The sequence below is a fragment of the Brevibacterium zhoupengii genome, assembly GCF_021117425.1.
Taxonomy (GTDB): Bacteria; Actinomycetota; Actinomycetes; order Actinomycetales; family Brevibacteriaceae; genus Brevibacterium; species Brevibacterium zhoupengii.
In genome coordinates this window covers 3,755,747-3,779,187 of record NZ_CP088298.1, presented here as the reverse complement: position 1 = coordinate 3,779,187, position 23,441 = coordinate 3,755,747, and the positions used below count along the sequence as shown (strand labels likewise).

Sequence of the window (23,441 nt, the reverse complement as noted above, 5' to 3'; positions counted from 1 at the left end):
CGCTGCTGTCGAGTGGGGCCGCCGACTGTCATCGAGGCGCGCGCGGCTCCACTCAGCCGAAGTCGCAAATGTGGCGAAGCGCACTCGGCTCGAATTTGAGCTTGAGTGAATTCGGTGTGTATAGTTGTTCGAGTTGCAGGGCGTGAGTCCGAGCGACATGCGCCACTAGCTCAACGGATAGAGCATCTGACTACGGATCAGAAGGTTGGGGGTTCGAATCCCTCGTGGCGCACAGTTAGAAAGCCCCTCACCAGTGGAAACGCAAGGTGAGGGGCTTTTTCGATCCCTGCCCGCAGAGACGTCGTCTTCGCGTGGTGAGTGCCGTTGTCTTCGCGCAGCAACCACCATCGTCTGAGCGCTCGGGCTGTACGAGTTGGCTCGGCGCTAGGATTGGACCATGGCCGCAATCACTGCCGATGACGGTGTCCGTCTCGAATACACCCAAGCCGGAGACTCCTCCGGACGCCCGGTAGTACTGCTGGCCGGGTTCAAGGCACCGGCGACGAGCTGGCGCTACCAGGTCGGACCGCTGACGCAGGCGGGTTACCAGGTGTTCTGTGTCGATCTGCGCGGCCACGGAAGCGCCGAACATCCCCAAGCCGGAGTGACCATGGAGCGCCGCGGCCAGGACGTGGCGCAGGTCCTGGAGGCATTGGCCCTTAACGATGTTCTTCTCGTGGGTGGGTCGATGGGCGGCAGCACCATCTGGTCCTATCTCTCCCAATTTCGCGCCGACCGCATTGCCGGAATCACGATCGTCGACCAGACGCCGAAGATGCTCAACACTGCCGACTGGTCCCACGGATACTACGGCTTCGACGAATCCAACGCCGAGACCTACTTCGCCGAGGAAATCCCTCCGACCGGACACGGCACGCCCATCTGGAAGAGGGGTAGGCGCCTGCTGCGTCTGCTCAAGGCTATGAAGGGCGTGGACCGCAAACTCACCCGCGGAGAGCTCGCACTGCTGAACGACCATGCCAAGGCCGACTGGCGCCCCGTGATCGAGGGGACGGATGTGCCCGTGCTCTTCGTCGCAGGAGCCGAAAGCGAGCACTGGCCGGCAGCGCACGCAGCCGCATCGGCCGGTCTTGCCCCGATCGGCACCTCGGTTAGCATCCCTGAGGATGGGCATGCGGCCAACATCGAACAGCCCGAGGCGTTCAACGAGATCCTGCTCGACTTCGCGAAGTCTCTCTAGCCGCAAGCAGTGCATCTCGCTGGTCAGGGGACAGACGTTTCACCACTTCGCGCATGGTCACACCTGAGGCTCGATCGGCGCGTGGCAGCATCCACTTGAAGACCATATCTGGCCGTGTGCGGGCCGTGTCACGCAGCACCCACCCGATGGCCTTGCGGATGAAGAACTCCTTCTCCTCGAGCATGGCGTCGGCATATCGCGTGAATCGCTCGAAGTCTCCGCGTCCCTCCCGCAGAGGCCTGAGGTGGGCCAGCAGGGCAGAGCGTCGGATCCAGAAATCCTCGTCACTGGCCCAGCGTTCCAGCACTGGATCGAACTCCGGATCGTATTCGGCAAGAGGACCGACAGCGTCCCCTGCGAGGGGATCGACAAGGGCCCAAGTATGTGCCTGCCGCAGCAGTCGTTCCAGGAAGAGACTGTCACCGGCGCCGAGGTGGTCCTTCGCTTGGATGAGCACCATCGTGGCCGCACTGCGGAGATCAAAGACAGCAGCGTCGATTCCGATGAGGTCCGGGTTCCACAGCGCCTCGGCAAGCGCGACGACCACTTCGTGATCCAACTCCGCTCCTCGCAGGGCCTCACGCACCACAGCCCGAGTGTCGGGCACGCCGACGCCATAGTGGACGAGCTCACTCTTGAGGTACGCCCGTTCCTTCTCCGCGCGTACGGAAGAGCCATGAGCACGCAGTTCGCGTTCGATCACCTCGGCGAGGGAATGCGCACGGGACTCAGGAGACATCAGCGGTCTCCGAAGACGTCAGTGGGTTCGTCGAGAATGAGGAACCTCAGAGGGTCAGCGCCGATTCGGCAGGCTGCATAGGTTCCTGCGGGAACGGTCACTGGGGCGATCGCCCACTCGATGTCCGATGGCAGTTGATCAGTGATGACGACCGGTCCGGGGCCCAACTGTCGTTCGGTCGTGTCATCTTCGATCATGACGAGTGCCCGTGACCCTCGGCCAAGCAGAGCAGTGTCGTCGTCTGGCTGCCACAGCACATCGAAGCGAGCCCCGGACCAACCTGCAATCGTCTCGTTGAGCTGGTCGGTCGGCAGCATGTGAAAGCCCGGCCTCATCTCGATCATCGTCTCAGTCTGTGCACGCAGGGCCCACAGGTCAATGCAGCGGGGCCGCTCCGCCAGCTGCTCCAGCCGCAGCGACGGCGATGAATGGACGAAACGGTTGGCGCATTCACTTCGAAATCTCGTGTGAAATCGAAGCGAATGCGCCAACCGTTGATCATCGAGCGTGGCTCGGCGTCGGTGTCCCCGCTATCTGTGCCGAATCAGTCCGTACCGGCGTCGAATGCTGCGGACAGGCCTGCAAGGTCGCTGGCGGCATCAACATCGGCACCCGAGTTTGCGATCTCCTCGGCGCCACCGGCCTCAAGTGACCCGACGAGCTCCGAGGTCGGGCCCGAGACGATGCCCATGGCCGCGTACTGCTCGAGGCGGGCGCGCGAATCGGCGATGTCGAGGTTGCGCATGGTCATCTGACCGATCCGGTCCTCGGGGCCGAAGGCGGCATCGCCCACGCGCTCCATCGACAGCTTCTCCGGGTGGTAAGACAGGTTGGGGCCCTGGGTGTTGACGATCGTGTAGTCGTCACCGCGGCGCAGGCGCAGGGTGACCTCGCCGGTGATCGCCGAGGCGACCCAGCGCTGCATCGATTCGCGCAGCATCAGTGACTGCGGATCCAACCAGCGTCCCTCGTACATCCGGCGACCCAGACGGCGACCCTCTTCGTGGTAGAGCGCGATGGTGTCTTCGTTGTGGATGGCATTGAGCAGGCGCTCGTAGGTGATGTGGAACAGCGCCATGCCCGGGGCCTCGTAGATGCCGCGCGACTTGGCCTCAATGATGCGGTTCTCGATCTGGTCGGAGACGCCGAGACCGTGCCGGCCACCGACCTCGTTGGCCTTGAAGACCAGGGCAACGGGATCGTCGAACTTCTCACCATTGATCGACACGGGGCGGCCGGCCTCGAATCCGACGGTGACCTCTTCGGTGGCGACCTCGACGTCATCGCGCCAGGCGGCAACGCCCATGATCGGATTGACGATGTCGAGTCCGTTATCAAGGAACTCAAGGCTCTTCGCCTCGTGGGTCGCACCCCAGATGTTGGCATCGGTGGAGTACGCCTTATCGGCGGAGTCGCGATAGGGATAGCCGTGCTCGACGAGCCATTCGCTCATCTCCTGGCGTCCGCCGAGCTCCTCGACGAAGTCCGCGTCGAGCCAGGGCTTGTAGATGCGCAGCTTCGGGTTGGCCATGAGGCCGTAGCGGTAGAAGCGCTCGATGTCGTTGCCCTTGTAGGTCGAACCGTCGCCCCAGATGTCGACGCCGTCTTCCTTCATGGCGCGCACGAGCATCGTTCCGGTCACCGCACGACCCAGGGGAGTCGTGTTGAAGTAGGTCTTGCCGCCGGAGCGGACGTTGAAGGCACCGCACTGCAGAGCGACGAAGCCCTCCTCGACGAGGAGGCGCTTGGCATCGACGAAGCGAGCGATCTCAGCGCCGTACTCCTTGGCACGTTCGGTCACCGATTCAAGGTCGGGCTCGTCATACTGACCGATATCGGCCGTGTAGGTGCAGGGGATGGCGCCCTTGTGGCGCATCCATGCGACCGCGCAGGACGTATCCAGTCCGCCGGAGAAGGCGATTCCAACGTGCTCACCGACAGGGAGCGAAGACAATACTTTCGACATGCCGTCCAGCTTAGCGGCCAGAACAACCCATGTCGAATTGTTATGCATAGATATGTATTTTTATGTGAACAAGCGGAACGGGCGGACCCTCGCCGAGGTGGTGGCGGTGGAGAGCGGTTCGTTTCGGGCCGCTCGGCCGTGCGGGTGAGGCCGATTTCATCCGCGTGGTGGAGGTGCAGTGCTCTGCGGCAACGTAGGTTGGATCATAAGAGCAACGCAGGGTTGGCAGAACAACGGCATCGGTGCAGAATCGAGGCGCTGGGGCAGGGTCGCTGGCGCAGGAAATGAGGAGCAGCCGTGAGCACGGGTACGGATCGCAATGACAAGGCCATCGTGGGCACGGAGCCCACAGCCACCTCGGCGAGAGAATCGGCGGGGGAGACGGAGCGAGAATCGGTGGGGGAGAGCACGGATGCCAAAGGCAGACCGTTGGCGATCGTGCCGGCGAAGGTGCCGTGGCTCGAGTTCGCAGTCTTCGTCGCCGTCGCGGTGATCCTGGCCTGGCTCGTGTGCCTGCCGCTGTGGTTGAGCGGCGAGGGACTCGGCAATGTGATGCTCGTGCAGGTCTCGGGAATGGCCATGATGTTCACTCCGCTGATCGCGGTGGTCGTGGCGATGCTCATCCAGCGTCGGCGCAGCGGCGAGCCTCGGTCCAGCATCGTCCGGTATCTGGGTATCTGGCCGCTGCGTCCCTTCGGTCGGGTGCTCGGGATGACCGCACTCGCCTTCTTCGGCGTGTTCGTTCTGGTCGCCGTGGCCTATCTGCTGGGTGCCGCGTTCGGGTGGATGCAGGTTGATCTGCTCGGGCTCTCCGGGTTCAAGGCGCAGTTGGCACAGCTGCCCGGGTTGGAGGAGATCCCGGTTCTCGTGGCCGTGGTCGGCTACCTGGCGATCATGGCGTTGGGATCGCTGTTCAATATCACCGTGGCCTTCGGCGAGGAAGTCGGTTGGCGCGGCTGGCTGCTGACGAGCCTGCGACCGCTGGGCACCTGGCCGGCACTGCTCATCGTCGGAGTGATCTGGGGTCTGTGGCACGCACCGCTGATCCTGCTCGGGTACAACTTCGCTCGCCCCGACATCACGGGTCTGGCGTTCATGGTCGGCGGCTGCGTCATGGTGGGAATCCTCTTCGGCTGGCTGCGGCTGCGCACCGGCTCGGTCTGGCCGGCCGTCGCCGCGCATGCCGCACTCAACGGTTCAGCTGGAATGCTGCTCGGACTCTTCATCGATGGTTCTGCGCAGGCACCGGACATGGCGCTTGTGGCTTTCCTGGGTGTGAGCGGATGGATCGTGTCCGCGATCGTCATCGTCGTCCTCCTCGTCACCGGTCAGTTCCGTCGGCAGCCCGAGCTGGGATTCAAACAGCCACGGCTCGTCGCTGCTCCCAGCGGATCGGCAGAGACCAACGCGACCGTGACGTCTCATGGCGAAGCGCTTTGAGGCTGACGGTGGCAGTCGGTTAGGCTCAAAACCCCCAACCTCAAGGAGAATTCCATGGCATTCGGATCATCGTTGCTGCAGACGGCAGGACGCGTACTCACCGCACCGATCTTCATCACCGGCGGCTACTCGGCACTGACGAGTCCCGGCGGGCGAGTAGCTGCTGCCGCTCCGACGCTCGATGCGATCCGCGAATACGTGCCGGTTCTGCCCGAAGACGACGAACTCCTGGTCCGCGCCAACGGTGGGCTCCAGCTCCTGGCCGGCACCACCTTGGCGCTGGGCATCAAGCCACGACTCTCCGCGCTCGCCCTCGCCGGCTCCCTGGTGCCGACCACTCTGGCCGGTCACTCCTTCTGGGAGATGGACGGCGCAGACGCCGCCGCACACAAGACCCACTTCTCGAAGAACGTCGCAGCGCTGGGCGGACTCCTCCTCGTCGCAGGCGCTCAGACAACCAAGCAGGCGGCCAAGAAGGCGGCACAGAAAGCCGCAGCAAAAGCGGCGAAGCAGGCCCAGAAGAAAGCCCTGAAGCAGGGCTGATATTCGCGCAGAAGCGCCTATGCTCGAGGTATGGGCAAGGCACTTCTCATCGTGGACATCCAGAACGACTTCACCGAGGGCGGGGCGCTCGGCGTCAACGGCGGTGACCGTGTTGCCGAAGAGGTGACGCGCTATGTCGACACCCACGCTGACGAATACGACGCGATCATCGCCTCTCGCGACTGGCATGATGCCGACAGCGACAACGGCGGCCACTTCAGCCAGGATCCCGACTTCGTCGACACCTGGCCAGTCCACTGCGTCGCAGACAGCGAGGGTGCAGCGTATGACCCGCTGCTCTCCGTCGACGCCATCACCGACCACGTGCGCAAGGGCCGGGGCACACCCGACTACTCCGCCTTCCAAGGGACGACGGACGCGGGGGAGCACCTCGGCGATCTGCTGACGAGGCTCACCATCGCCGAGGTGGACGTCGTCGGAATCGCGACCGATCATTGCGTACGCGCCACGGTCCTCGACGCGCTCAAGGGCGGTTGGTCCGTGCGCGTTCTGCAGGACCTCATCGCGGGTGTCGGCAAGGACTCGTCCACACTGGCCCTGGCCGAGATGGATGCGGCGGGCGCCTCCATCGCCTAGCCAGCACCTCCACCTGGATCCTGGACATCTGCACTGGTCAGAGGGTGTCGTGGTGTTGTTCCGGGGCATTACTCCATCGAAAGTTGCAGATTTAGTCTGAACTCCTAGGCGATGTTTCCAGCTCAGAAAATTGATGAGCTTGAGACATGAACACAACACTGACGAAAAGCGCGCACACACTCGTGTCGAAGCGCGGTTCGTGGTTCGTCCTCGGCGGGATCGTCATCCTCGTCACCCTCCTCTTCGGGCTCCTGTCCGGACCAGGCGAGGACCGGGCCAACGAATCAGCTCCGGCCGACTCCGAATCCACCCAGGCCGCCCAGCTCCTGCAGAAGTTCCCGGACGCCGACAAGCAGTCGGTCATGGTCGTCGCCTCCCACGAAGACGGTTCGACACTGAGCTCGGATGAGCAGGCCGAACTGGGCAAGCTCGGTGGCACGCTCGGGGACTACATCGACTCGAGCCAGAACGGCGATTCGACCCAGAACGGAGACTCGAGCCAAAACGGAGATTCGAGCCAGAACGGCGAGTCATCCGATGCAGCGGACTCCGTGTCCGGTGACGATGCGTCCCAGGCCAGCCGACCGATCATGAGCGAGGACGGCAAGGCCGCGCTGCTCATGGTCCCCATCGAGGTCGGACTGACCAACTCCGACACCGCTGAGACCGTCGACGGACTTCGCGACTTCATCGCCGATGACTCGCAGGCCGGTGCGCTCGAGGATTCCGGAATGTCCCTCCTGGTCACCGGCGGACCCGCGATCGGCGCCGACATCGCCTCTGCCTTCGGCGGCGCGGACTTCACGCTCCTCATCGTGACCATCGTCATCGTCGCCTTGCTGCTCATCATCACCTACCGCTCGCCGATCCTGTGGCTGCTGCCACTGATCGTCATCGGCACCGCCGACGGGCTCGCCTCCACGGTGACCGGGGCCATCGGTGACGTCCTTGACCTGCAGTTCGACACGGGCATCATCAGCGTCCTCGTCTTCGGCGCCGGAGCCAACTACGCGCTCCTGTTCATCTCCCGCTACCGGGAGGAACTGGGCCGCGAATCAGACCACCGTCTGGCACTGAGGTCGGCCTGGACCCACACCGCCTCAACGATACTCGCCTCGAACCTGACGGTCGTCCTGTCCCTGCTCAGCCTCGTCTTCGCCGTCATCCCGGGAACCCGCGGACTGGGCATCACCGCAGCGGTCGGACTCATCATCGCCGCGGCCGCCGTGCTCTTCGCACTGCCACCGGTTCTCGCGATCTGCGGCAAGGGAGTGTTCTGGCCCTTCGTCCCCAAGGTGCAGGACGCCACCGACGAAACTGCCGCCGACGAGACGGCTGCTGACGAAGCGACCGCAGCCACATCCGCAGCCACGCCCGCTGCAAAGCCCTCCATCTGGAGGACCATCGCGACTCGCGTGGTCAAGAAGCCCGGCATCCACCTCGGCGCCGGAATCGTCATCCTCGGTGTCATGGCCACGGGACTCATCGGCACCTCGGTGGGACTGGACCAGTCCGAGAAGTTCCGCGTGCAGTCCGAATCGGCGCAGGGCCTCGACGTCCTGTCCGAGCACTTCCCACCCGGCGAATCGCAGCCCATCTGGGTCGTGGCCGACTCCGCCCACGCCGATCAGGTTGCAGACTCCGTTTCCGACATCGACGGGGTCGTGCGCGCCAACGTCATCGACGAGACGACGGCCGAGGGCACCTCGATCTCGAAGGTCATGGTCACCGGCGAATACGAACCCGACAGCCCCGCAGGCCTCGACCTGATCACGGACATCCGCTCCGACGTCCACGCGATCGACGGTGCGAACGCGCAGGTCGGCGGCGCGGCGGCCACCGAACTCGATGCCCGTGACGGCAACGCTCAGGACTTCCTGACGATCGCGCCGATGATCCTGGCCATCAGCTTCATCATCCTGCTCGGCATCCTCCGTGCACCGCTTGTGGCCGGAACCCTGCTCGTGGTCAACGTCGCATCCTCGGCCGCGGCGATCGGCCTCGGCGCGTTCCTGTCCCGAGCGATGTTCGGCCAGGCAGCCCTCGATGCTCAGGTTCCGATCCTCGCGTTCCTGTTCCTCGTGGCACTGGGCATCGACTACTCGATCTTCCTCTCCCACCGGGCGAAGAAGGAATCGGTCGTCCACGGTGCTCGCCAGGGAATGATCGAAGCCATCAGCCACACCGGCGGCGTGATCACCAGCGCCGGCATCGTCCTGGCCGGAGTGTTCGCGGCGCTGGGCATGCTGCCGCTGATGGTCCTGGGGCAGCTGGGACTCATCGTCGGCGTCGGCGTCCTCGTCGACACCATCCTCGTGCGCACGGTCATCGTCCCGGCCATCATCAGCCTGGTCGGCAACAAGATGTGGTGGCCCAACAAGGCGATCACGCACTCGGAGTACAAGTACGCCGACGAAGGACAGACCGACGAGGTGCTCGCCGACGAAGCACAGACCGACGGAGTTCAGGCCGACGGCGCTTCGACACAGGGAACCCCGCTCTTGGCCGAGTCGGACCGGGACGAGGCCACAGCCTCGGCGGGCCACGGTAGGCACTGATCAGAGCTGCTGAAAGCTGACGCAGTCAGTTGGCACAAGCGGGGCCTGGTCGTCGAGACATCTCGATGGCCGGGCCCCGGCTCCGTCGAAAAGCGCACGCGGGTGCCGCAGATGTGATTGAGTTGGCAGGAATGACGACAAACGCGAGGAACGACTTGCAGGAAGGTGGGACCGTGGAACTACGCGGGTGGACAGAGAGAACGATGGAGATCGGCCAGCACGCAATGGCCCTGGCTCTCACCGTGATCTCGTGCATCCGCGCCATCGATGCCGGAGCAGCACCTCTGGCGGCCTTCGCCGTGAGCATCGTCTTCCTCGGCTGGTACGCGCTCGGGGCTGTGAGAGCCGCCCGCAGCGGCGCCATCGTCCTGGCCAAATGGTGGCTGCTGGTCCTGGCCGTCGCCTGGCTGTGCACCCTGCTGGTCTCCGCCGAATTCATCTGGATCGCCTTCGTCCTGTGGCTGCTTGCCGGACACCTGTTCTCCCTGCGCATCGCAGTCGTCTTCACCGCGCTGACCTACATCGCGACGGTCGTGGCACCCTTGGCCCATTACGGTGCGGTCGGCACCGCCAGCATCATCGGATCACTCATCGGTGCGGTCTTCGCGCTCGGACTCTCACGCGGCTACATCGAACTCCTGCGCGAGGGGCGCCGGCGTGAAGAGCTGCTGCAATCCTTGGAGCTGGCCCACCAGAATCTCCTTGACCTCCAGGACGAACTGGCGCTGACCCAGCGCCACGCCGGCGAGATCCAGGAACGCACTCGGGTCTCCCGCGACATCCACGACACGATCGCTCAGGAGATCTCCTCGATCCGTCTCATCGCCCACGCCGAGGTGGACAGGACCAGTGATGCCCATGCTGCCCAGGTCCTGCGCCAGGTCGAAGACCTCGCCGCGCAGAGTTCGCGAGACGTGCGCCGCATCATCGCCGCCCTCGCCCCGGCCGAACTCGAGGACGGTGCCCTGACCGCAGCCCTCCGCCGCCTGCTCACCCGGCTGGAGGACGACACCTCCATCCGCGGCCGCGTCGAAGTCGATGAGACCGTGCCCTCCCTGCCCGCCGAGGTGGAGGTGGCGCTGCTGCGGACCGCGCAGTCCGCGCTCGCCAACGTCCGACAGCACTCCCACGCCTCACGAGTCATGGTCAGCCTCATGGATCTCGACGGGTCGATCCGCATGGACATCGTCGACGACGGTGTCGGCATGGCCGATCCCGAGGCGCGAAAACGCGAATCGGAATCCGGATTCGGACTCGACTTCATCGGATCCCGGATGCGTGAGCTGGGAGGCGAACTCGTCATCGAGACGACTCCGGGTTCGGGCTTCGCGATCTCAGCCACGCTGCCCAACAATCCGACCCTGACTTTTCGGCAGAACAACCTCGGCGAAGGTGGGGACGTCGAAGGACAACGCACACAAGGAGACAGCGCATGACGATTCGAGTGATCCTCGTCGATGACCATCCCGTGGTGCGGGCCGGCCTGCGGTCCGTCATCGACGCCCCTGACCACATCGCCGTCATCGGGGAGGCCAGCACCGGTGAGGAGGCGCTGGACCTGGTCGATGAATTCGCCCCCGATGTGGTGCTCTGCGATCTGCGGCTGGGGGAGGGCATCGACGGCATCGAGGTGACGAAGCGGCTGAACGCGCGGCCGAGCAAACCCGCGGTCCTCATCCTCACGACCTTCGACAACGACTCGGAGATCGTCGCCGCTCTCAATGCCGGAGCGGCCGGTTATCTGCTCAAGGACATCAACCCCGAAGACATTTCGACTGCGATCGAGAAGGCCTCGCGCGGGGAGACTTACCTGCCTCCCGAAATCTCCTCGAAGGTCGTCGCCGCGATGCGCAACCCGGGCCCGAAGCTGACGCGCCGCGAACGCGACGTGGTGAAGCTGCTGGCCACCGGAGCCTCGAATGCCCAGATCGCCCAGGAACTCTTCGTCACCGAGGCGACGGTGAAGAGCCATCTGGTCAATGTGTTCACGAAGCTCGGCGTCGAATCGCGGTCACGGGCAATCCGCGTCGCCGAGGATCAGGGGCTGGTGTAGCGGCAGACGCTCAATGTGCGGTGCCCGCGGGGACGGGGTGCAAAAGTTATCCTGAAGTTCATCGCCGTATTCGGCCGATCTGACAGTCCGCCTGAGTCGGCTCGGCCAGAATAGTGAGAATGGGCGAAGCGATGGCAGACGTGGGGAATGAGCGCAGGCATCCCGGCACGATCGGAGAAGTGTTCTGGGCGTTCCTGCGTCTCGGCGTGACCTCGTTCGGCGGTCCAGTCGCGCATCTCGGGTTCTTTCGCGAGACCTTCGTCGCCCGCCGTAAGTGGCTCTCTGACGGCGCCTACGCGGACTTGGTCGCGCTGTGTCAGTTCCTTCCCGGACCGGCCTCCAGCCAGGTGGGTATGGCGATCGGACTGCAGCGGGCAGGCCTCGGAGGACTGTTGGCTGCCTGGTTCGCCTTCACCATGCCCTCAGCCATCGTGCTCGTCGCCTTCGCCCTCGGCGTCGCCGCATTCGGCGGGGATACGGGCTTGGGGTGGCTGGCGGGACTGAAGGCTGCCGCGGTCGCTGTGGTCGCGCAGGCGGTACTCGGGATGGCGAAGAACCTGACGCCGGATGCCAAACGTGCCACCATCGCGGGGGCCGCGATGATCATCATCCTGCTCATCCCGAGCCCGCTCGTCCAGGTGGCTGCGATCGTTGTGGGTGGTGTCGTCGGACTCGTCTGGCTGCGTCGTGAAGCTGCTCAAGACGAAGCTGCAAGAGACGAAGCTGCGCAAGACGGTGCCTCGAAGAGCCCGGATGCGGATGAGCAGTCTGCTGGAGACAGTGCGCGACCAGACTTCGGGGTGCGCACTTCCCGGAAGGTCGGTCTCGTTGCACTGACGACCTTCATTGTGCTGCTCGTGGCGCTGCCGATCCTGACCGCAGTCACCGGTGACGCTAGTCTGCGCTTGGTCGATGTGTTCTACCGAGCCGGTGCGCTCGTCTTCGGCGGAGGCCATGTCGTGCTGCCGTTGCTTGAGGCGGAGACCGTCGCGACCGGACTGGTGGGCCACGATTCCTTCCTCGCCGGGTACGGTGCCGCACAGGCAGTCCCGGGACCTCTGTTCTCGTTCGCCGCATTCCTCGGTGCTTCCACGACCACGGGGCCGACAGGTCTGATCGGTGCGGCCATCGCGCTCCTGGCGATCTTCCTGCCGGCAGCCCTCCTCGTCATCGCCGCCCTGCCCTTCTGGGAGCGACTTCGGAGCGCGCAGGCAGTGCGCCGGGCCCTGCTGGGAGTCAACGCCGCCGTGGTCGGCATACTCGCTGCCGCCCTCTACGATCCGGTATTCACCCAGGGCATCACCTCACCTGCCACCCTGGCGCTCGCCGTGGGCGTCTTCATCGCGCAGGTGAAATGGAAGCTGCCTGCTTGGGCCGCAGTCATCGCCGCAGGCCTGATCGGTTTCGCGTTCCTCTGACAGGGTGCGCCGATCGCTTGCCGAGACACTCCTGGAGTGGACACCCCTGTGCGTGCACAGGAGTTTCGACACGGCAGCGTTGCGTCGAGGTGGGGATCACACGAGTCTCGAGTCAGAAACCGTGCGCCGGGACATATGATCTAGGCATGACCTGGAAAAACGACCGATGAAGTGGGCGACAGTCTTCGCCGCGGCGACGGCGCTGCTGGTTCTCAGTGGGTGCACTTCTGCGCCTTCGCAGGAGGCTGCGACACCATCACCTGAGGCAACTCCCACCCTCGCTGATCCGATCGACCTCGACTACCGCGCAACCCTGATCGTCGACGACGGAGCGGGCCACGCACTGGTTTCCGACTGGTCTGCGGAGAAACTGCGTGCGATTGACTCTGCAGGTGACGAGCTGTGGAGCATCGATGTCCAGATCAATGACGATCCGAGTGGAGGAGCCCAGGCATACTCCGCAGGAGAGAATGTGATCATCGATGACTATTCGGGTGAAGTGGTCGCCTATTCCTGGGCCGATGGCAGCGAAGCGTGGTCATTTGAAATCCCCGAGGTGGCGAACGCCTGTCACCCGGCCCAGGGGTTCGGCTCACAGACGACGGGAACCAGCCCCATCCTCGGCGACGGTGACCTGATCCTCCTCGCGTACGAGGGGATGCTCGAAGAAGACGGCTGCGAGCCGACCTCGGAGAATGGGAACGCGCTTGTCCTCGCACTCGACCCTGCAACAGGCGAAGAAGCATGGCCATCGCTGTCGACTGGCTCTGAGGGGAAGACATTCGGGGGCACCACGATCCATGTGTCTCCGGATCGCCATTACGGCTTCGTGTCCTGGCAAGACGGAGACGAAGCGGTGATCACCCGGGTGGCGCTGGACACCGGACGCCATACGACTGTCCCCATCACCTCGGCGCGCTCCATCGACGACACCGGAGTCGACCATTTCGACGTGTACCCGACATCCGATCCGAAGTCACTGCTCTACGTCTATGGTTCAGAGGACCCGGATAATCCCTACAGTTCGATGGTCACGAGAGCGGCGCAGCTGAGCCTGCCCAGCGGACTTCCTGACTCCGATGCGCCAACTCTTGACAGCATTGACGAACCACAGGATCTGACCATGAAAGACACCTTCGACGCGGTCTGCGCTGCAGATTTGGCCTTCAGCCCGAACGGTGAGCCCGCCTGTGTCCAACCCCAACTGTTCGCCTCGACGGTCAAATACCAGGGCTCGGACGGACCCCTGCAGGGGTGGTACGCGGATGCCCCCGAAGTCGCATTGGACTCGATCGGCGGCTACGGAGCACCGCAAAATGCCCCGGTCGACGCTGAAGACGAAACGCTGGTGATCGTGCCGGGACTCGACTCGGGCGTGATGGCACTGAACGCAGAGACAGGAAAGACCGTCTGGGAAGCTGGCGACTCCACGAGCGACTTGCCCTGGGGTGGTCAAGGTGTTCTGCCGGAACTGGGTCTTGTCATCGTCACCGACGACAAGAAGACGAGCTTCTACGAATCTGACACGGGCAAACTCGTCGACGATCATCCCGCCAGCGAGTATGCGCAGCTGAGATCCGGGAAGCGTTTCGCGCTGGTAGCCGACGAAGCGTCGACAACATTGTGGTCAGTGGTCGAAACCTGACTAACGCGCGATGGCGTCAGCCTTCTAGCGAGGCAGGTCGTCGCCATTCGCTGATGCGCGGAGCCGTTCCAACGTCGCGCAGAGAGCCCAGAATTGGCCCGGCGGTAGTGGTGTCGCACCGAGTGAGGCTTCGAAGTACGTGAGGTGGGTCAGCCAGCCGGCCACATAGGAATCGATGAGCGATCCGAGGCCATAATGCTGGAGAAGCAGACCAGTTATCGGCGTGTGGCCGGTGCCGTCATCGACTCCGCTGTCGCTGTCGAACACTCGCAGGGACAGGCGACTCGGGGGTTCATCGGGAAATTCCCATGACAGTTCCACGCTGCTGGCGTGAGACGTGCCGTGGTCGTGGCTCACGGACAGAACCTCGGAGCGGCAGAGATATCCGTCGTCATGATCGACGATGATCTCGCCACCGGCTCGAGCATCGAACGTCATTGGCCGCCCCAACCATTCGTTCAACGTCTTAGGATCAGTGAGATGTTTCCACACCGAGGACTGGGCATAGCCGAGCGACCATTCGATGGTCAGGACGTCGCCCGGGCGATCTACATGACAGCCAAGCAGCATTGTCAAATTCTCCTCGTTGAGAATGTGTCTATGTTCCCAGCGTAGGGGACGGCCAGCCTGAAGAGCCATCGGGTAAGTTCGAGGTTCGCACGCTCGGCCAGGCACAGAACGCGCCGGGGACACCGAACTGTAAGTTGAATAACTGATAAGTAATCAATTGCTGTGACTGGCCTGGTGGCAGGCTTGCGAGCGGTCTTGGTGCGGCTCGGGTCGTGCGCTGAAACCGGAACTCAACTGTGCTGGTTCTTCTCCTGCAGGTAGGCTCTTCCATGCAGATCGGCAGTCCGTGCCGGTCAAGACCGGTGGAGGCGAACTATGGCAGATGGCGACAAGACCCTGCCCAGCTCCTCCGACGGGTCAGGTAAACGCCGCTTCGGCGCGCTCTCGGGAAACACCAAGGGCATCAAGCCAGCGGCGGACCAGACCGGCGACAACGCCGCCTCACCCGCACCTCCCTCGGAACCTCCAGTTGAGATGCCGCCGCTACCACGAGCCGGCGACCTCACCTCGGCGAGCGAAGACGCCATCGTCGACCCGTCGGAGGCGATCCTCGAACGCATCGACCTCGATTCCTGGAAATGGCCGGAGTACTTCGCGTTCTCACTGACCCGGATGGAAGAACTCTTCCCCGTTGGCGGCATTCCGCGCGGGATCGGCCCGGTCCGCGAGCTTGTGACCGAAGAGAACGATTTCCGCCCCCTGCCCATCGACCGCGAGAAGTGGTCCGGTGCTGACGAAAAGTGGTCGACCGTCGGCGACGTTCTGGCCAACACATTCACCGATGCCTGGATGGTCTCCCGCGACGGCATCGCGCTGGAGGAGGAATACGCCTGGCCGATGAAGCCAGCTCGCCAGCACATGCTGTTCTCGATCAGCAAGTCCATCGTCTCCGCTGTCATCGGCGCACTCACCGACGCGGGCCTTCTCTCTCCCGGCGACCTGGTCACCACCCGTGTCCCCGCACTGGCCGAGAGCGGATATGCCGGAGCGACCATCCGCGATCTTCTCGACATGCGATCGGGCATCAAGTTCTCCGAGGAATACCTCAAGGAAGGATCCGAGATCCGGGCCCTGTTCGAAGCGGTCGATTTCGCGCCGCGGACAGCCACCTCGGCGAACGGAATCAAGGAATTCCTCAAGGGACTGACCAGCGAACGCGAGCACGGCGGGGCCTACGTCTACCGCAGCTGCGAGACCGACGTCCTAGCTTGGATCTGCGAAGCCGTCGTCGGTCAGCCCTTCTCCGTCATCGCCAGCGAATACGTCTGGTCGAAGATCGGTGCTGCTCACGCGGCGCAGGTCTGCCAAGACCGGTGGGGCGGTTCCATCGCCGACGGCGCCATCAGCACCACCCTGCGCGACCTGACCAGGTTCGGTGAGATGATCGCCCGCGGCGGTACCACCGCCGAGGGAGTGCGTGTCCTCTCCGGCCAGTGGATCGACGACATCTTCACCGGAGCGGCCGACTCTGCCCAGGTCTTCGCCGACTCCCCGTCGGGGCAGTCCTACCCAGGCGGCATGTACCGCAGTCAGTTCTGGGTGCCCTCGGCCAGCCGCGACGTGGTCATCGGCATCGGCATCCACGGCCAGATGCTCTACATCGACCGCGCCACCCAGACCGTGGGCGTCAAGCTCTCAAGCGACCCCCAACCGGTGAGCCTGGCCCAACAGCACGGGACTCTGGCCATGTTCGAGGCCATCGCCGAGGCGGTTCCCCCGAAGTCCGGATCCGCCGCTGCGTCGCCGGTGGCGTCCGCAGCCGAACTCGCGAACGACGTCGGCACTGCCGCTCCCGCAGCACCAGTTCCGAACGCTTCGGCAGTGGCTGCGAGCGCCCCTGCGCCAGGCGCCGCCGCTCCGAACGCTTCCGCACCAACCCTTGCTGCACCAACCACAGCAGCGCCAACCACAGCAGCACCAACCACTGCCGCGCCAACGGCTGCCGCGCCAACGGCTGCAGCCGCGAACGTCGCAGTTCCCAGTGCTGCCGCAACAGGCTCGGTCATTCCGAACGTCGTCGCGCCAACGGCTGCCGCACCCAGCATTGCTCCGCAGCCATACGTGGCTCAGCCCGGCATCATCTGACCTAGGCCTCCAGGGCTGAAATCCGTCGCTGTGTGACGAAACGGACGCACCCTCTTGCCACCGGCGGTAGCGTGGCAATCTGGAACGTTTTCGATCCCAGGAGGTAGCGCACCATGACTGATTTCTTCGATCGCGAAGGCGACGGAAAGTACGACAAGGCCTACAAGGAGACCACTCCGGACATCCTCAAGGCCTTCGGTGATTTCAACAACGCAGTCTTCGCCGAGGACGGACGCGAGATCCCGCTGAAGTACCGCGAACTCATCGCCTACGCCGTCGGACTGACGACGCAGTGCGCCTACTGCATCGATGCGCACGCGAACGCCGCGGTCAAAGCTGGCGCCTCGGAAACCGAGCTGGCAGAGACCGCCTGGACCGCCTCGGCGATTCGGGCCGGTGGAGCATTCGCCCACGGACGCCTCGGCTTCAAACTCACCGGAGTCCACGACCACAGCTGATCCGGGCGGTCTGATTGCCTAGACTGAAGAGCAATCATGACTGATGACTCCCGAACACCACTGCGCAGAACACCCCGTTCGCAGCCGCACCGCATTCTCGTGCTGGCTCTGGGCGGGGTGTCTGCCATCGACCTCGGCGTCCCAGTCCAGGTCTTCGGCCGCGGCTCCAACGCGGTCAGCCCCACCGCAACAGTCCACCCGAGCGGCATCCTGCCGGGCGGAACCTGGCCGTACTCGGTCGAGGTCTGCGGGGACGCCGCCGGAGTGATCACCGGGGCCGATGGTCTCTCCTACAGCGTCGATGTCGGCCTCGAAGCCTTGGAGTCGGCAGACACGATCATCATCCCCGGAGCCACCTCGGTTGTCGACGATGAGCCATCGGCTGCCGTCGTCGGGGCACTGCTCTCGGCGTTCGAACGCGGCGCCCGAATCGCCGCGATCTCGACGGGCACCTTCGTCCTCGCACGCACAGGTCTGCTCGCCGGCAGGCGAGCCACCACCCACTGGTCGACCGCGAAGGAGCTCGCCCGACGCTACCCTTCGATCGAGGTCGACGAGAATGTCCTCTTCATCGATGAAGGCGAGCTGCTGACCTCGGCAGGAGCAGCCTCGGCGATCGATCTCTGTCTCCACCTCATTCGCCGCGACCACGGTGTGGGCCTGTCGAATCAGGTCGCCCGCAGGCTCGTCGCGGCTGCCTACCGCAGTGCGGGGCAGGCCCAATATGTGCCGCGCAGTGTGCCGGACCCTCTTGGCGAGGTCTTCGCCGACACCCGCGAGTGGGCCCTGCAGCACCTCGGTGAATCACTGACGCTGACGGATCTCGCGGCCAACGCGGGAGTCTCCGTGCGCACATTCTCTCGGCGTTTCGTCGACGACACCGGCTACACACCGATGCAATGGGTACTCAGGGCCCGCGTCGACCTGGCCAGGGAACTCCTCGAGAACAGTGATCTCGGCATCGAGCAGATCGCTGACCAGGTAGGACTCGGTACCGGTGCGAACCTGCGCATGCACTTCCAGCGCATCCTCTCGACGTCTCCCAACGAGTACCGGCACACGTTCTCCGGCTGATTCCGGGATAGGTTCGGCCGGCGGCCTCGTCAGCGCCGTCGATGGCTCACGCGCGGAGATGGCTCATACGTGTAGATGACTCACACGGTGGTGGGGAGAACACCGCCTTCGACACGAAGTGCTGCGCCATTGGTTGCCGAGGACTTCGTACCGGCCAGATAGGTCACCAGATTCGCTATCTCCTCTGGTTCGATGAAGCGTTCGAGGAGCGAAGATCCACGCACGAGTGTGGACTTCAATTCCTCAGGAGAGAGCGACTGCGCGGAAGCGATCTGCTCGACGGTGTCCGCCACGCCGGTGGAATAGGTCGGACCACCCAGAACGGTGTTGACCGTGACACCGGTACCCCTGGTGAGTTTCGCGAGACCGTTGCTCAGCGCAAGTGCAGCAGCCTTGGTCGCCCCGTAGTGGATCATGTCGCCGGGCACATCAGCGGCGGACTCGGTGCCGACGAAGATGATCCGGCCCCACCCCTGCTTCAGCATCGGATTGAGAAGGTGACGCGAGAGGCGGACCCCGCTCATCACATTGACCTCGAAGAATTGCGACCACTCCGCGTCCGAGATCTCCTCGAACGCCGACACCTCGAAGCGTCCCACATTGTTGACCAGCACATCCACGGGATCAAGTGCGTCGAGGAGAGCTCCGGCCTGCCCTGGGTCAGCCACATCGGCGGCGATCCCTGAGACATCGCAGCCGGGTATCAAGGAGCGAAGGCTTTCAAGTGCTTCGGTCACTCGGTGCTCATCGCGACCATTGATCACTACAGTGGCACCCTCGGCGGCCAAGCTCGCCGCCACCGCGAATCCGATGCCCTGGGTGGAGCCGCTGACAAACGCCCTTTTTCCTGAGATGCCCATATCCATGGTGTGCGTCCTTTCATACTGCTCTCCAGAGCAGAAATTACTTGCCTGAGTAAGTTAATCGTAGGCGCGTTTACTTGCTCAGGCAATTGAAATGTTAGAATGACACTCATGATCGATGATCAATCCGCTGATGCTTTCAACCCTGATGAGCTTGAAGCGTGGTCGGCGGTGGCGACGCTTCTTGAGTGGCTTCCCGCGGCACTCGACGCGCAGATGCAGGGTGATTCGGGGATCAGTCACTTCGAGTTCGGGATCCTCTGCGCACTCTCGGAGGCTGAGGGGCGGTCTCTTCGCATGAGTGAGCTTGCCGGCTACGCCAACAGCACCCTGTCCCGGCTGTCGCGCGCAGTTGCCAGACTTGAGCGGAAGCAGTGGGTTCGCAGGGCGCCGGATCCGAGCGACGGTCGCAGTACGATCGCTACGCTGACTGAGGATGGGCAGACGGCCGTGCGTGCGGCGGCGCCCGGACACGTTGCTCTTGTGCGCAGGCTCGTCTTCGATTCGCTGACCCGGACTCAAGCTCGCCAGCTGCGCGACAGCAGTCGACGAATCACCACCGCCATACGCGCTGACGGCGAATGGAAGTCCGACTGATCGGCCTGTGGCGATCGTGTTTGGTCGACGCCCCAGCGGGTCAAGGCAGGGCTGGCCAGATACTTACGGCATCTGGCAATACATCTGGCGATAACCTTGCGTAGAATGTCTCGCTGGCCACTGTTGCGGTTCGTCTGTTCGCGAGAATATTGAGGTGTACCCACAAGGAGAACCCCTCGCAAGGAGTGACATTGACTCGCATCGCCATCAACGGTTTCGGTCGTATCGGACGCAGCACCCTGCGCGCGCTGTTTGAACGCGGCAGCGATCTGGAGGTCGTCGCCATCAATGACCTCGGCCCCATCGAGGACCTGGCGAGGCTGCTCAAGTTCGACACCACGCTGGGTCGCTTCGGATTCCCCGTCGAGGTCTCCGACGACAAGATCATCATCGACGGAAAGTCGATCAGAATCCTTGCCGAGAAGAACCCGGAAAATCTCCCTTGGAAAGAACTGGACGTCGACGTGGTCCTCGAATCCACGGGCCGCTTCACCAAGGCCGAGAAGGCACAGGCTCACATCACTGCCGGTGCGAAGAAGGTCCTCGTCAGCGCCCCCTCGAAGGGCGCGGATGTCACGCTGGCCTACGGCGTGAATACCGAGGCCTACAAGCCGGAACACACCATCATCTCGAATGCCTCGTGCACCACCAATGCCTTGGCTCCGCTGGCAAAGGTACTCGACGACCTGGCGGGTATCGAACAGGGCTTCATGACCACGGTCCACGCCTACACCGGCGACCAGATGGTCCAGGACGGGCCGCACAAGGATCCCCGTCGTGCCCGAGCCGCAGCGGAGAACATCATCCCGACATCGACAGGGGCTGCCAAGGCCATCGGCCTGGTGCTTCCTCAGCTCGACGGCAAGCTCAGCGGCGATGCCTTGCGCGTGCCCGTTCCGGTCGGCTCCATCGTCGAGATCAACACCATCGTGTCCCGTGAGGTCACCCGCGACGAGGTGCTTGAGGCCTACCGCACGGCTGCCGACGGAGAGCTCAAGGGCATCCTCGAGTACGAGACCGAACCCATCGTCTCCAGCGACATCGTCGGCCAGGCCGCATCCTCGATCTTCGACTCCGCGCTGACTCGCGTCGAGGGCAAGATGGTCAAGGTCGTCGCCTGGTACGACAACGAATGGGGCTTCTCCAACCGTGTCGTCGACAACCTGGAGCTCATCGCCGAAGGCTGACCCACCAGGCTGACCCACCAGCTGAGTGTTCAGCGAAACGAGAAGCTGCCCCGATCATGCACAGCGCACGGTCGGGGCAGCTTCCTATCTGCTCGGGAGGTCTCAGACGTCGTCTTCGGCGGGGGTGCCGCCCTCGTCTTCCCAGCGTTCGATGGCGCGAACCTTGGCGCGGTTGAACTTCAGGCGCACACCGTAGCCGCCTTGTGATTCATCGTGGACGAACCTGGCTCCGAATTCTTCGAGGGCCTCGCGAATGCGGTGCTCCTGCTGTTCGGTGAGGTCATCGCGTCCCTTTTCGAAGTCCCTGAGTTCGGACTTCTTCACATCAGCTTTGGACGCAACGTCCTTCACGGACACGCGAACCAGGGCGCGGGCGGCACGAGCCAACGGCCCGTCAAAGATCTGTTCATTGCTCATGGGCAATACCTTGCCAGAAGATCCCGGAACCTGCCAGATTCCACCTCTTCTGCACTGGCTTCAACGTTGGCCGCGCTGACTGTCGCTGCTGGCGCTGATCGCCACCGCTGTCATGCGCCCCGCTGCGCGTTCTTCCGATGCTGTGCGGCCAACCGGACCGGAGCGTCGGGAGCGCCGAATCCGAGGTAGTCACCTCGGCGTTCGATCATCTCGAAGAACACAGACCCGATCGTCGAGGTATAGAAGTGCAGGAACTCACCGTGTTCGTCCCGATCGTAGAGGACGTGGTTCTCCTGCAGCCGCTGCAGGAATTCCGGGTCGAGATCGAACCGGGAGTCGAGGTCCTCGTAGTAGTTCTGGGGCACGGGGAGGAAATCGAGTCCGCGAGAGAGCGCAGTCGCGGCGGCCTGGAAGATGTCCTCGCAGGCCACGGCCACGTGCTCCGGGTACGCCTCGACGACCGAGCCGATTCCACGGCCCGCGACGGCTTCGGCATTCGGCTGCGGTGAGACGTTGAGCGGCATGCGGACCGATCCATCGGTGCTCGACATGACCTGCGACCTGACCAGGCCCGATGGGCTCGGCACGTCCTGTGAGGATTGGGCGTGCAGCGCCAGCAGCGAGGTGTAGAACAGGACAGCCTCGTCGTAGTGGTTCGACGGCTGGGCCAGGTTCACATGGTCGATGTGGGAGACCTGTTCGTCGTGATCGTGTCCGAATTCCTTGATCCAGGCAGGGGTCGTCGCGTCGAGCTGGTGGAAGAAGACCTCGGAGCCGTCGGGGGCGAAGACTCCGCGCAGCACCTCGTCGTTGTGCGCCTGATCGCGCGGCACTTCATCTGCGTGCAGGAGTGCGGCGCGTTCCATGGCCGACTGCGAGTCGGTGACTTCGAAGCCGATTCCGCGCAGGAACGTGCCGTTCACCGGCGCCGAGGTGGTGCCCGCATCCTCGGTCACCTCGCTGACGATGATCCGGGCCTGCCCCCGCAGCCACAGCTGCACGTGGGGTTTGCTGCGGTGATAGCCGATGAACTGGAACCCGAGCTGGTGCATCTGGCGAGTCAGGGTGCCGAGGTCATCGGTGCTCAGCTCGACATAGTTGATTCCCCGCGGCTCCTCCACTTCGGGCAGAGGCTGCAGATCCAGTGCGGTGCCCGGCGCTGTTGATCCAGCTGCGTGTGCAGAGTCAGCCGCGTGTGCGGGAGCATCGGCGATGCTGGCCTCGAGCCAGCGCAGGGAGCGCAGGCCGTCGACGGCGGTCCGGTTGGTGTCGCCTTGGCGGAAGGAGTCGTTGAAGACCTCCAGCGACACCGGCCCGGCGTAGCCCGTGGCCGCGATCCTGGTGAGGAAGTCGCTGAGATCCCAAGCGCCCTCACCGGGAAAGACCCGGTGATGGCGGGACCAGCTGAGGACGTCCATCGTCAGTGCGGGGGCATCGGCGAGCTGGAGGAAGAAGATCTTCTCGCCCGGGATATCTGCGATGCGGCTCAGATCCGTATTGCGCGAGAGGATGTGGAAGCTGTCGAGGCAGGTGCCGATCCGTGGGTGGTCTGCGGCCTTCACCAGGTCCCAGGCATGGTCGTACTCGGAGACGAACCGACCCCAGGCCAGTGCCTCATAGGCGACGTTGACCCCGTAGGAGTCAGCAAGATCGCCGAGGCGACGGAGCTGTTCCACGACCACGCCGTCATCGGAGATGGTGGCGGTCCCGACGTTCGAACACAGCAGAATGGTGTCGATTCCGAGTCGAGCCATGAGCTGGAACTTCGATTCTGCACGCTTCAGATTCTTCTGAAACTGAGCTTCATCGACGCCCTCGAGATCCCGGAAGGGCTGGTACAGGTCAAGGCTGATGCCCAGCTCGCCAGCCAGCTTCGCGATGGCCTCAGGGGAGTCGGGGGAGACGACGAGGTCCTGTTCGAAGATCTCGACTCCGTCGAAGCCGGCCCGTGCTGCGGCCCGAAGCTTCTCTTCCAGGGTTCCTGACAGGCACACTGTTGCTATCGACGTTCGCATGGACGTCCTTCCTTA

The 23,441-nt window shown here is 63.9% G+C and carries 21 protein-coding genes and 1 tRNA gene; 15 read left to right on the top strand and 7 right to left on the bottom strand.

Annotated features, from left to right (window positions below):
* Positions 1-159 precede the first annotated feature (159 nt).
* Both LQ788_RS17190 and LQ788_RS17185 read left to right on the top strand, forming a co-directional pair.
* A tRNA-Arg gene (locus tag LQ788_RS17190) sits at positions 160-232 on the top strand.
* Positions 233-397: 165 nt separating this feature from the next.
* A complete protein-coding gene (locus LQ788_RS17185; RefSeq protein WP_231443083.1) occupies positions 398-1,201 on the top strand; it encodes an alpha/beta fold hydrolase in 804 nt (267 codons plus the stop codon).
* Here LQ788_RS17185 and LQ788_RS17180 read toward each other — a convergent pair.
* The 3 genes from LQ788_RS17180 to argG all read right to left on the bottom strand — a co-directional run bounded on the left by LQ788_RS17180 (position 1,164) and on the right by argG (position 3,906).
* The gene (locus LQ788_RS17180; protein ID WP_231443081.1) at positions 1,164-1,940 is read right to left on the bottom strand and encodes a DNA alkylation repair protein; all 777 of its coding nucleotides are present in this window, start codon (positions 1,938-1,940) and stop codon (positions 1,164-1,166) included. The genes LQ788_RS17185 and LQ788_RS17180 overlap by 38 nt on opposite strands.
* Positions 1,940-2,284 carry a hypothetical protein gene (locus LQ788_RS17175; RefSeq protein WP_231443079.1) on the bottom strand — a complete coding sequence of 115 codons (345 nt, stop codon included), beginning with the start codon at positions 2,282-2,284 and terminating at the stop codon, positions 1,940-1,942. The genes LQ788_RS17180 and LQ788_RS17175 overlap by 1 nt, the downstream gene beginning before the upstream one ends.
* A gap of 200 nt (positions 2,285-2,484) precedes the next feature.
* Entirely contained in the window at positions 2,485-3,906 is a 1,422-nt protein-coding gene (argG, locus tag LQ788_RS17170; RefSeq protein ID WP_069600939.1) for an argininosuccinate synthase, read from the bottom strand.
* A gap of 297 nt (positions 3,907-4,203) precedes the next feature.
* On the opposite strand from argG, the gene LQ788_RS17165 reads away from it, so the two are divergent.
* The 8 genes from LQ788_RS17165 (at position 4,204) to LQ788_RS17130 (ending at position 14,160) form a co-directional block, all read left to right on the top strand.
* Positions 4,204-5,346: a CPBP family intramembrane glutamic endopeptidase gene (locus tag LQ788_RS17165; RefSeq protein ID WP_231443077.1), complete on the top strand. Its 1,143-nt coding sequence runs from the start codon at positions 4,204-4,206 to the stop codon at positions 5,344-5,346.
* Between the two features lie 54 nt (positions 5,347-5,400).
* Positions 5,401-5,889, top strand: a complete 489-nt coding sequence (locus LQ788_RS17160) for a DoxX family protein (RefSeq protein WP_231443075.1) — start codon at positions 5,401-5,403, stop codon at positions 5,887-5,889.
* Between the two features lie 30 nt (positions 5,890-5,919).
* Positions 5,920-6,486, top strand: a complete 567-nt coding sequence (locus tag LQ788_RS17155) for an isochorismatase family protein (protein ID WP_231443073.1) — start codon at positions 5,920-5,922, stop codon at positions 6,484-6,486.
* Positions 6,487-6,632: 146 nt separating this feature from the next.
* Entirely contained in the window at positions 6,633-9,044 is a 2,412-nt protein-coding gene (locus LQ788_RS17150; protein WP_231443071.1) for an MMPL family transporter, read from the top strand.
* 173 nt (positions 9,045-9,217) lie between these two features.
* Entirely contained in the window at positions 9,218-10,480 is a 1,263-nt protein-coding gene (locus LQ788_RS17145) for a sensor histidine kinase (protein WP_231443069.1), read from the top strand.
* A complete protein-coding gene (locus tag LQ788_RS17140; RefSeq protein ID WP_231443067.1) occupies positions 10,477-11,097 on the top strand; it encodes a response regulator in 621 nt (206 codons plus the stop codon). The genes LQ788_RS17145 and LQ788_RS17140 overlap by 4 nt, the downstream gene beginning before the upstream one ends.
* A gap of 119 nt (positions 11,098-11,216) precedes the next feature.
* Entirely contained in the window at positions 11,217-12,515 is a 1,299-nt protein-coding gene (gene chrA, locus LQ788_RS17135) for a chromate efflux transporter (RefSeq protein WP_231443065.1), read from the top strand.
* A 166-nt stretch (positions 12,516-12,681) separates the two neighbouring features.
* Positions 12,682-14,160, top strand: a complete 1,479-nt coding sequence (locus tag LQ788_RS17130; protein WP_231443063.1) for an outer membrane protein assembly factor BamB family protein — start codon at positions 12,682-12,684, stop codon at positions 14,158-14,160.
* Between the two features lie 24 nt (positions 14,161-14,184).
* On the opposite strand, the gene LQ788_RS17125 is transcribed toward LQ788_RS17130, so the two are convergent.
* Complete coding sequence (locus LQ788_RS17125) at positions 14,185-14,736, bottom strand: SRPBCC family protein (RefSeq protein WP_231443061.1); 552 nt, start codon at positions 14,734-14,736, stop codon at positions 14,185-14,187.
* Between the two features lie 309 nt (positions 14,737-15,045).
* Between LQ788_RS17125 and LQ788_RS17120 the strand changes: the two genes are divergently transcribed.
* The 3 genes from LQ788_RS17120 to LQ788_RS17110 all read left to right on the top strand — a co-directional run bounded on the left by LQ788_RS17120 (position 15,046) and on the right by LQ788_RS17110 (position 18,347).
* A complete protein-coding gene (locus tag LQ788_RS17120; protein WP_231443059.1) occupies positions 15,046-16,815 on the top strand; it encodes a serine hydrolase domain-containing protein in 1,770 nt (589 codons plus the stop codon).
* 113 nt (positions 16,816-16,928) lie between these two features.
* On the top strand, positions 16,929-17,273 hold the full coding sequence (locus LQ788_RS17115; RefSeq protein ID WP_231443057.1) for a carboxymuconolactone decarboxylase family protein: 345 nt from the start codon (positions 16,929-16,931) through the stop codon (positions 17,271-17,273).
* Positions 17,274-17,309: 36 nt separating this feature from the next.
* A complete protein-coding gene (locus LQ788_RS17110) occupies positions 17,310-18,347 on the top strand; it encodes a GlxA family transcriptional regulator (RefSeq protein ID WP_231443055.1) in 1,038 nt (345 codons plus the stop codon).
* A gap of 80 nt (positions 18,348-18,427) precedes the next feature.
* On the opposite strand, the gene LQ788_RS17105 is transcribed toward LQ788_RS17110, so the two are convergent.
* Positions 18,428-19,213 (bottom strand): SDR family NAD(P)-dependent oxidoreductase, encoded by a 786-nt coding sequence (locus tag LQ788_RS17105; RefSeq protein WP_231443053.1) that lies wholly within the window; start codon positions 19,211-19,213, stop codon positions 18,428-18,430.
* Between the two features lie 108 nt (positions 19,214-19,321).
* Here LQ788_RS17105 and LQ788_RS17100 point away from each other — a divergent pair, with 108 nt between their 5' ends.
* Complete coding sequence (locus LQ788_RS17100; protein ID WP_231443051.1) at positions 19,322-19,807, top strand: MarR family winged helix-turn-helix transcriptional regulator; 486 nt, start codon at positions 19,322-19,324, stop codon at positions 19,805-19,807.
* Positions 19,808-19,998: 191 nt separating this feature from the next.
* Positions 19,999-20,994: a type I glyceraldehyde-3-phosphate dehydrogenase gene (gene gap / locus LQ788_RS17095; protein WP_231443049.1), complete on the top strand. Its 996-nt coding sequence runs from the start codon at positions 19,999-20,001 to the stop codon at positions 20,992-20,994.
* Between the two features lie 102 nt (positions 20,995-21,096).
* Here the strand turns inward: gap and LQ788_RS17090 are convergent, their stop codons facing one another.
* Positions 21,097-21,411 (bottom strand): XRE family transcriptional regulator, encoded by a 315-nt coding sequence (locus LQ788_RS17090; protein WP_231443047.1) that lies wholly within the window; start codon positions 21,409-21,411, stop codon positions 21,097-21,099.
* 110 nt (positions 21,412-21,521) lie between these two features.
* Positions 21,522-23,426: a bifunctional sugar phosphate isomerase/epimerase/4-hydroxyphenylpyruvate dioxygenase family protein gene (locus LQ788_RS17085; RefSeq protein WP_231443044.1), complete on the bottom strand. Its 1,905-nt coding sequence runs from the start codon at positions 23,424-23,426 to the stop codon at positions 21,522-21,524.
* Between the last annotated feature and the right edge of the window lie 15 nt (positions 23,427-23,441).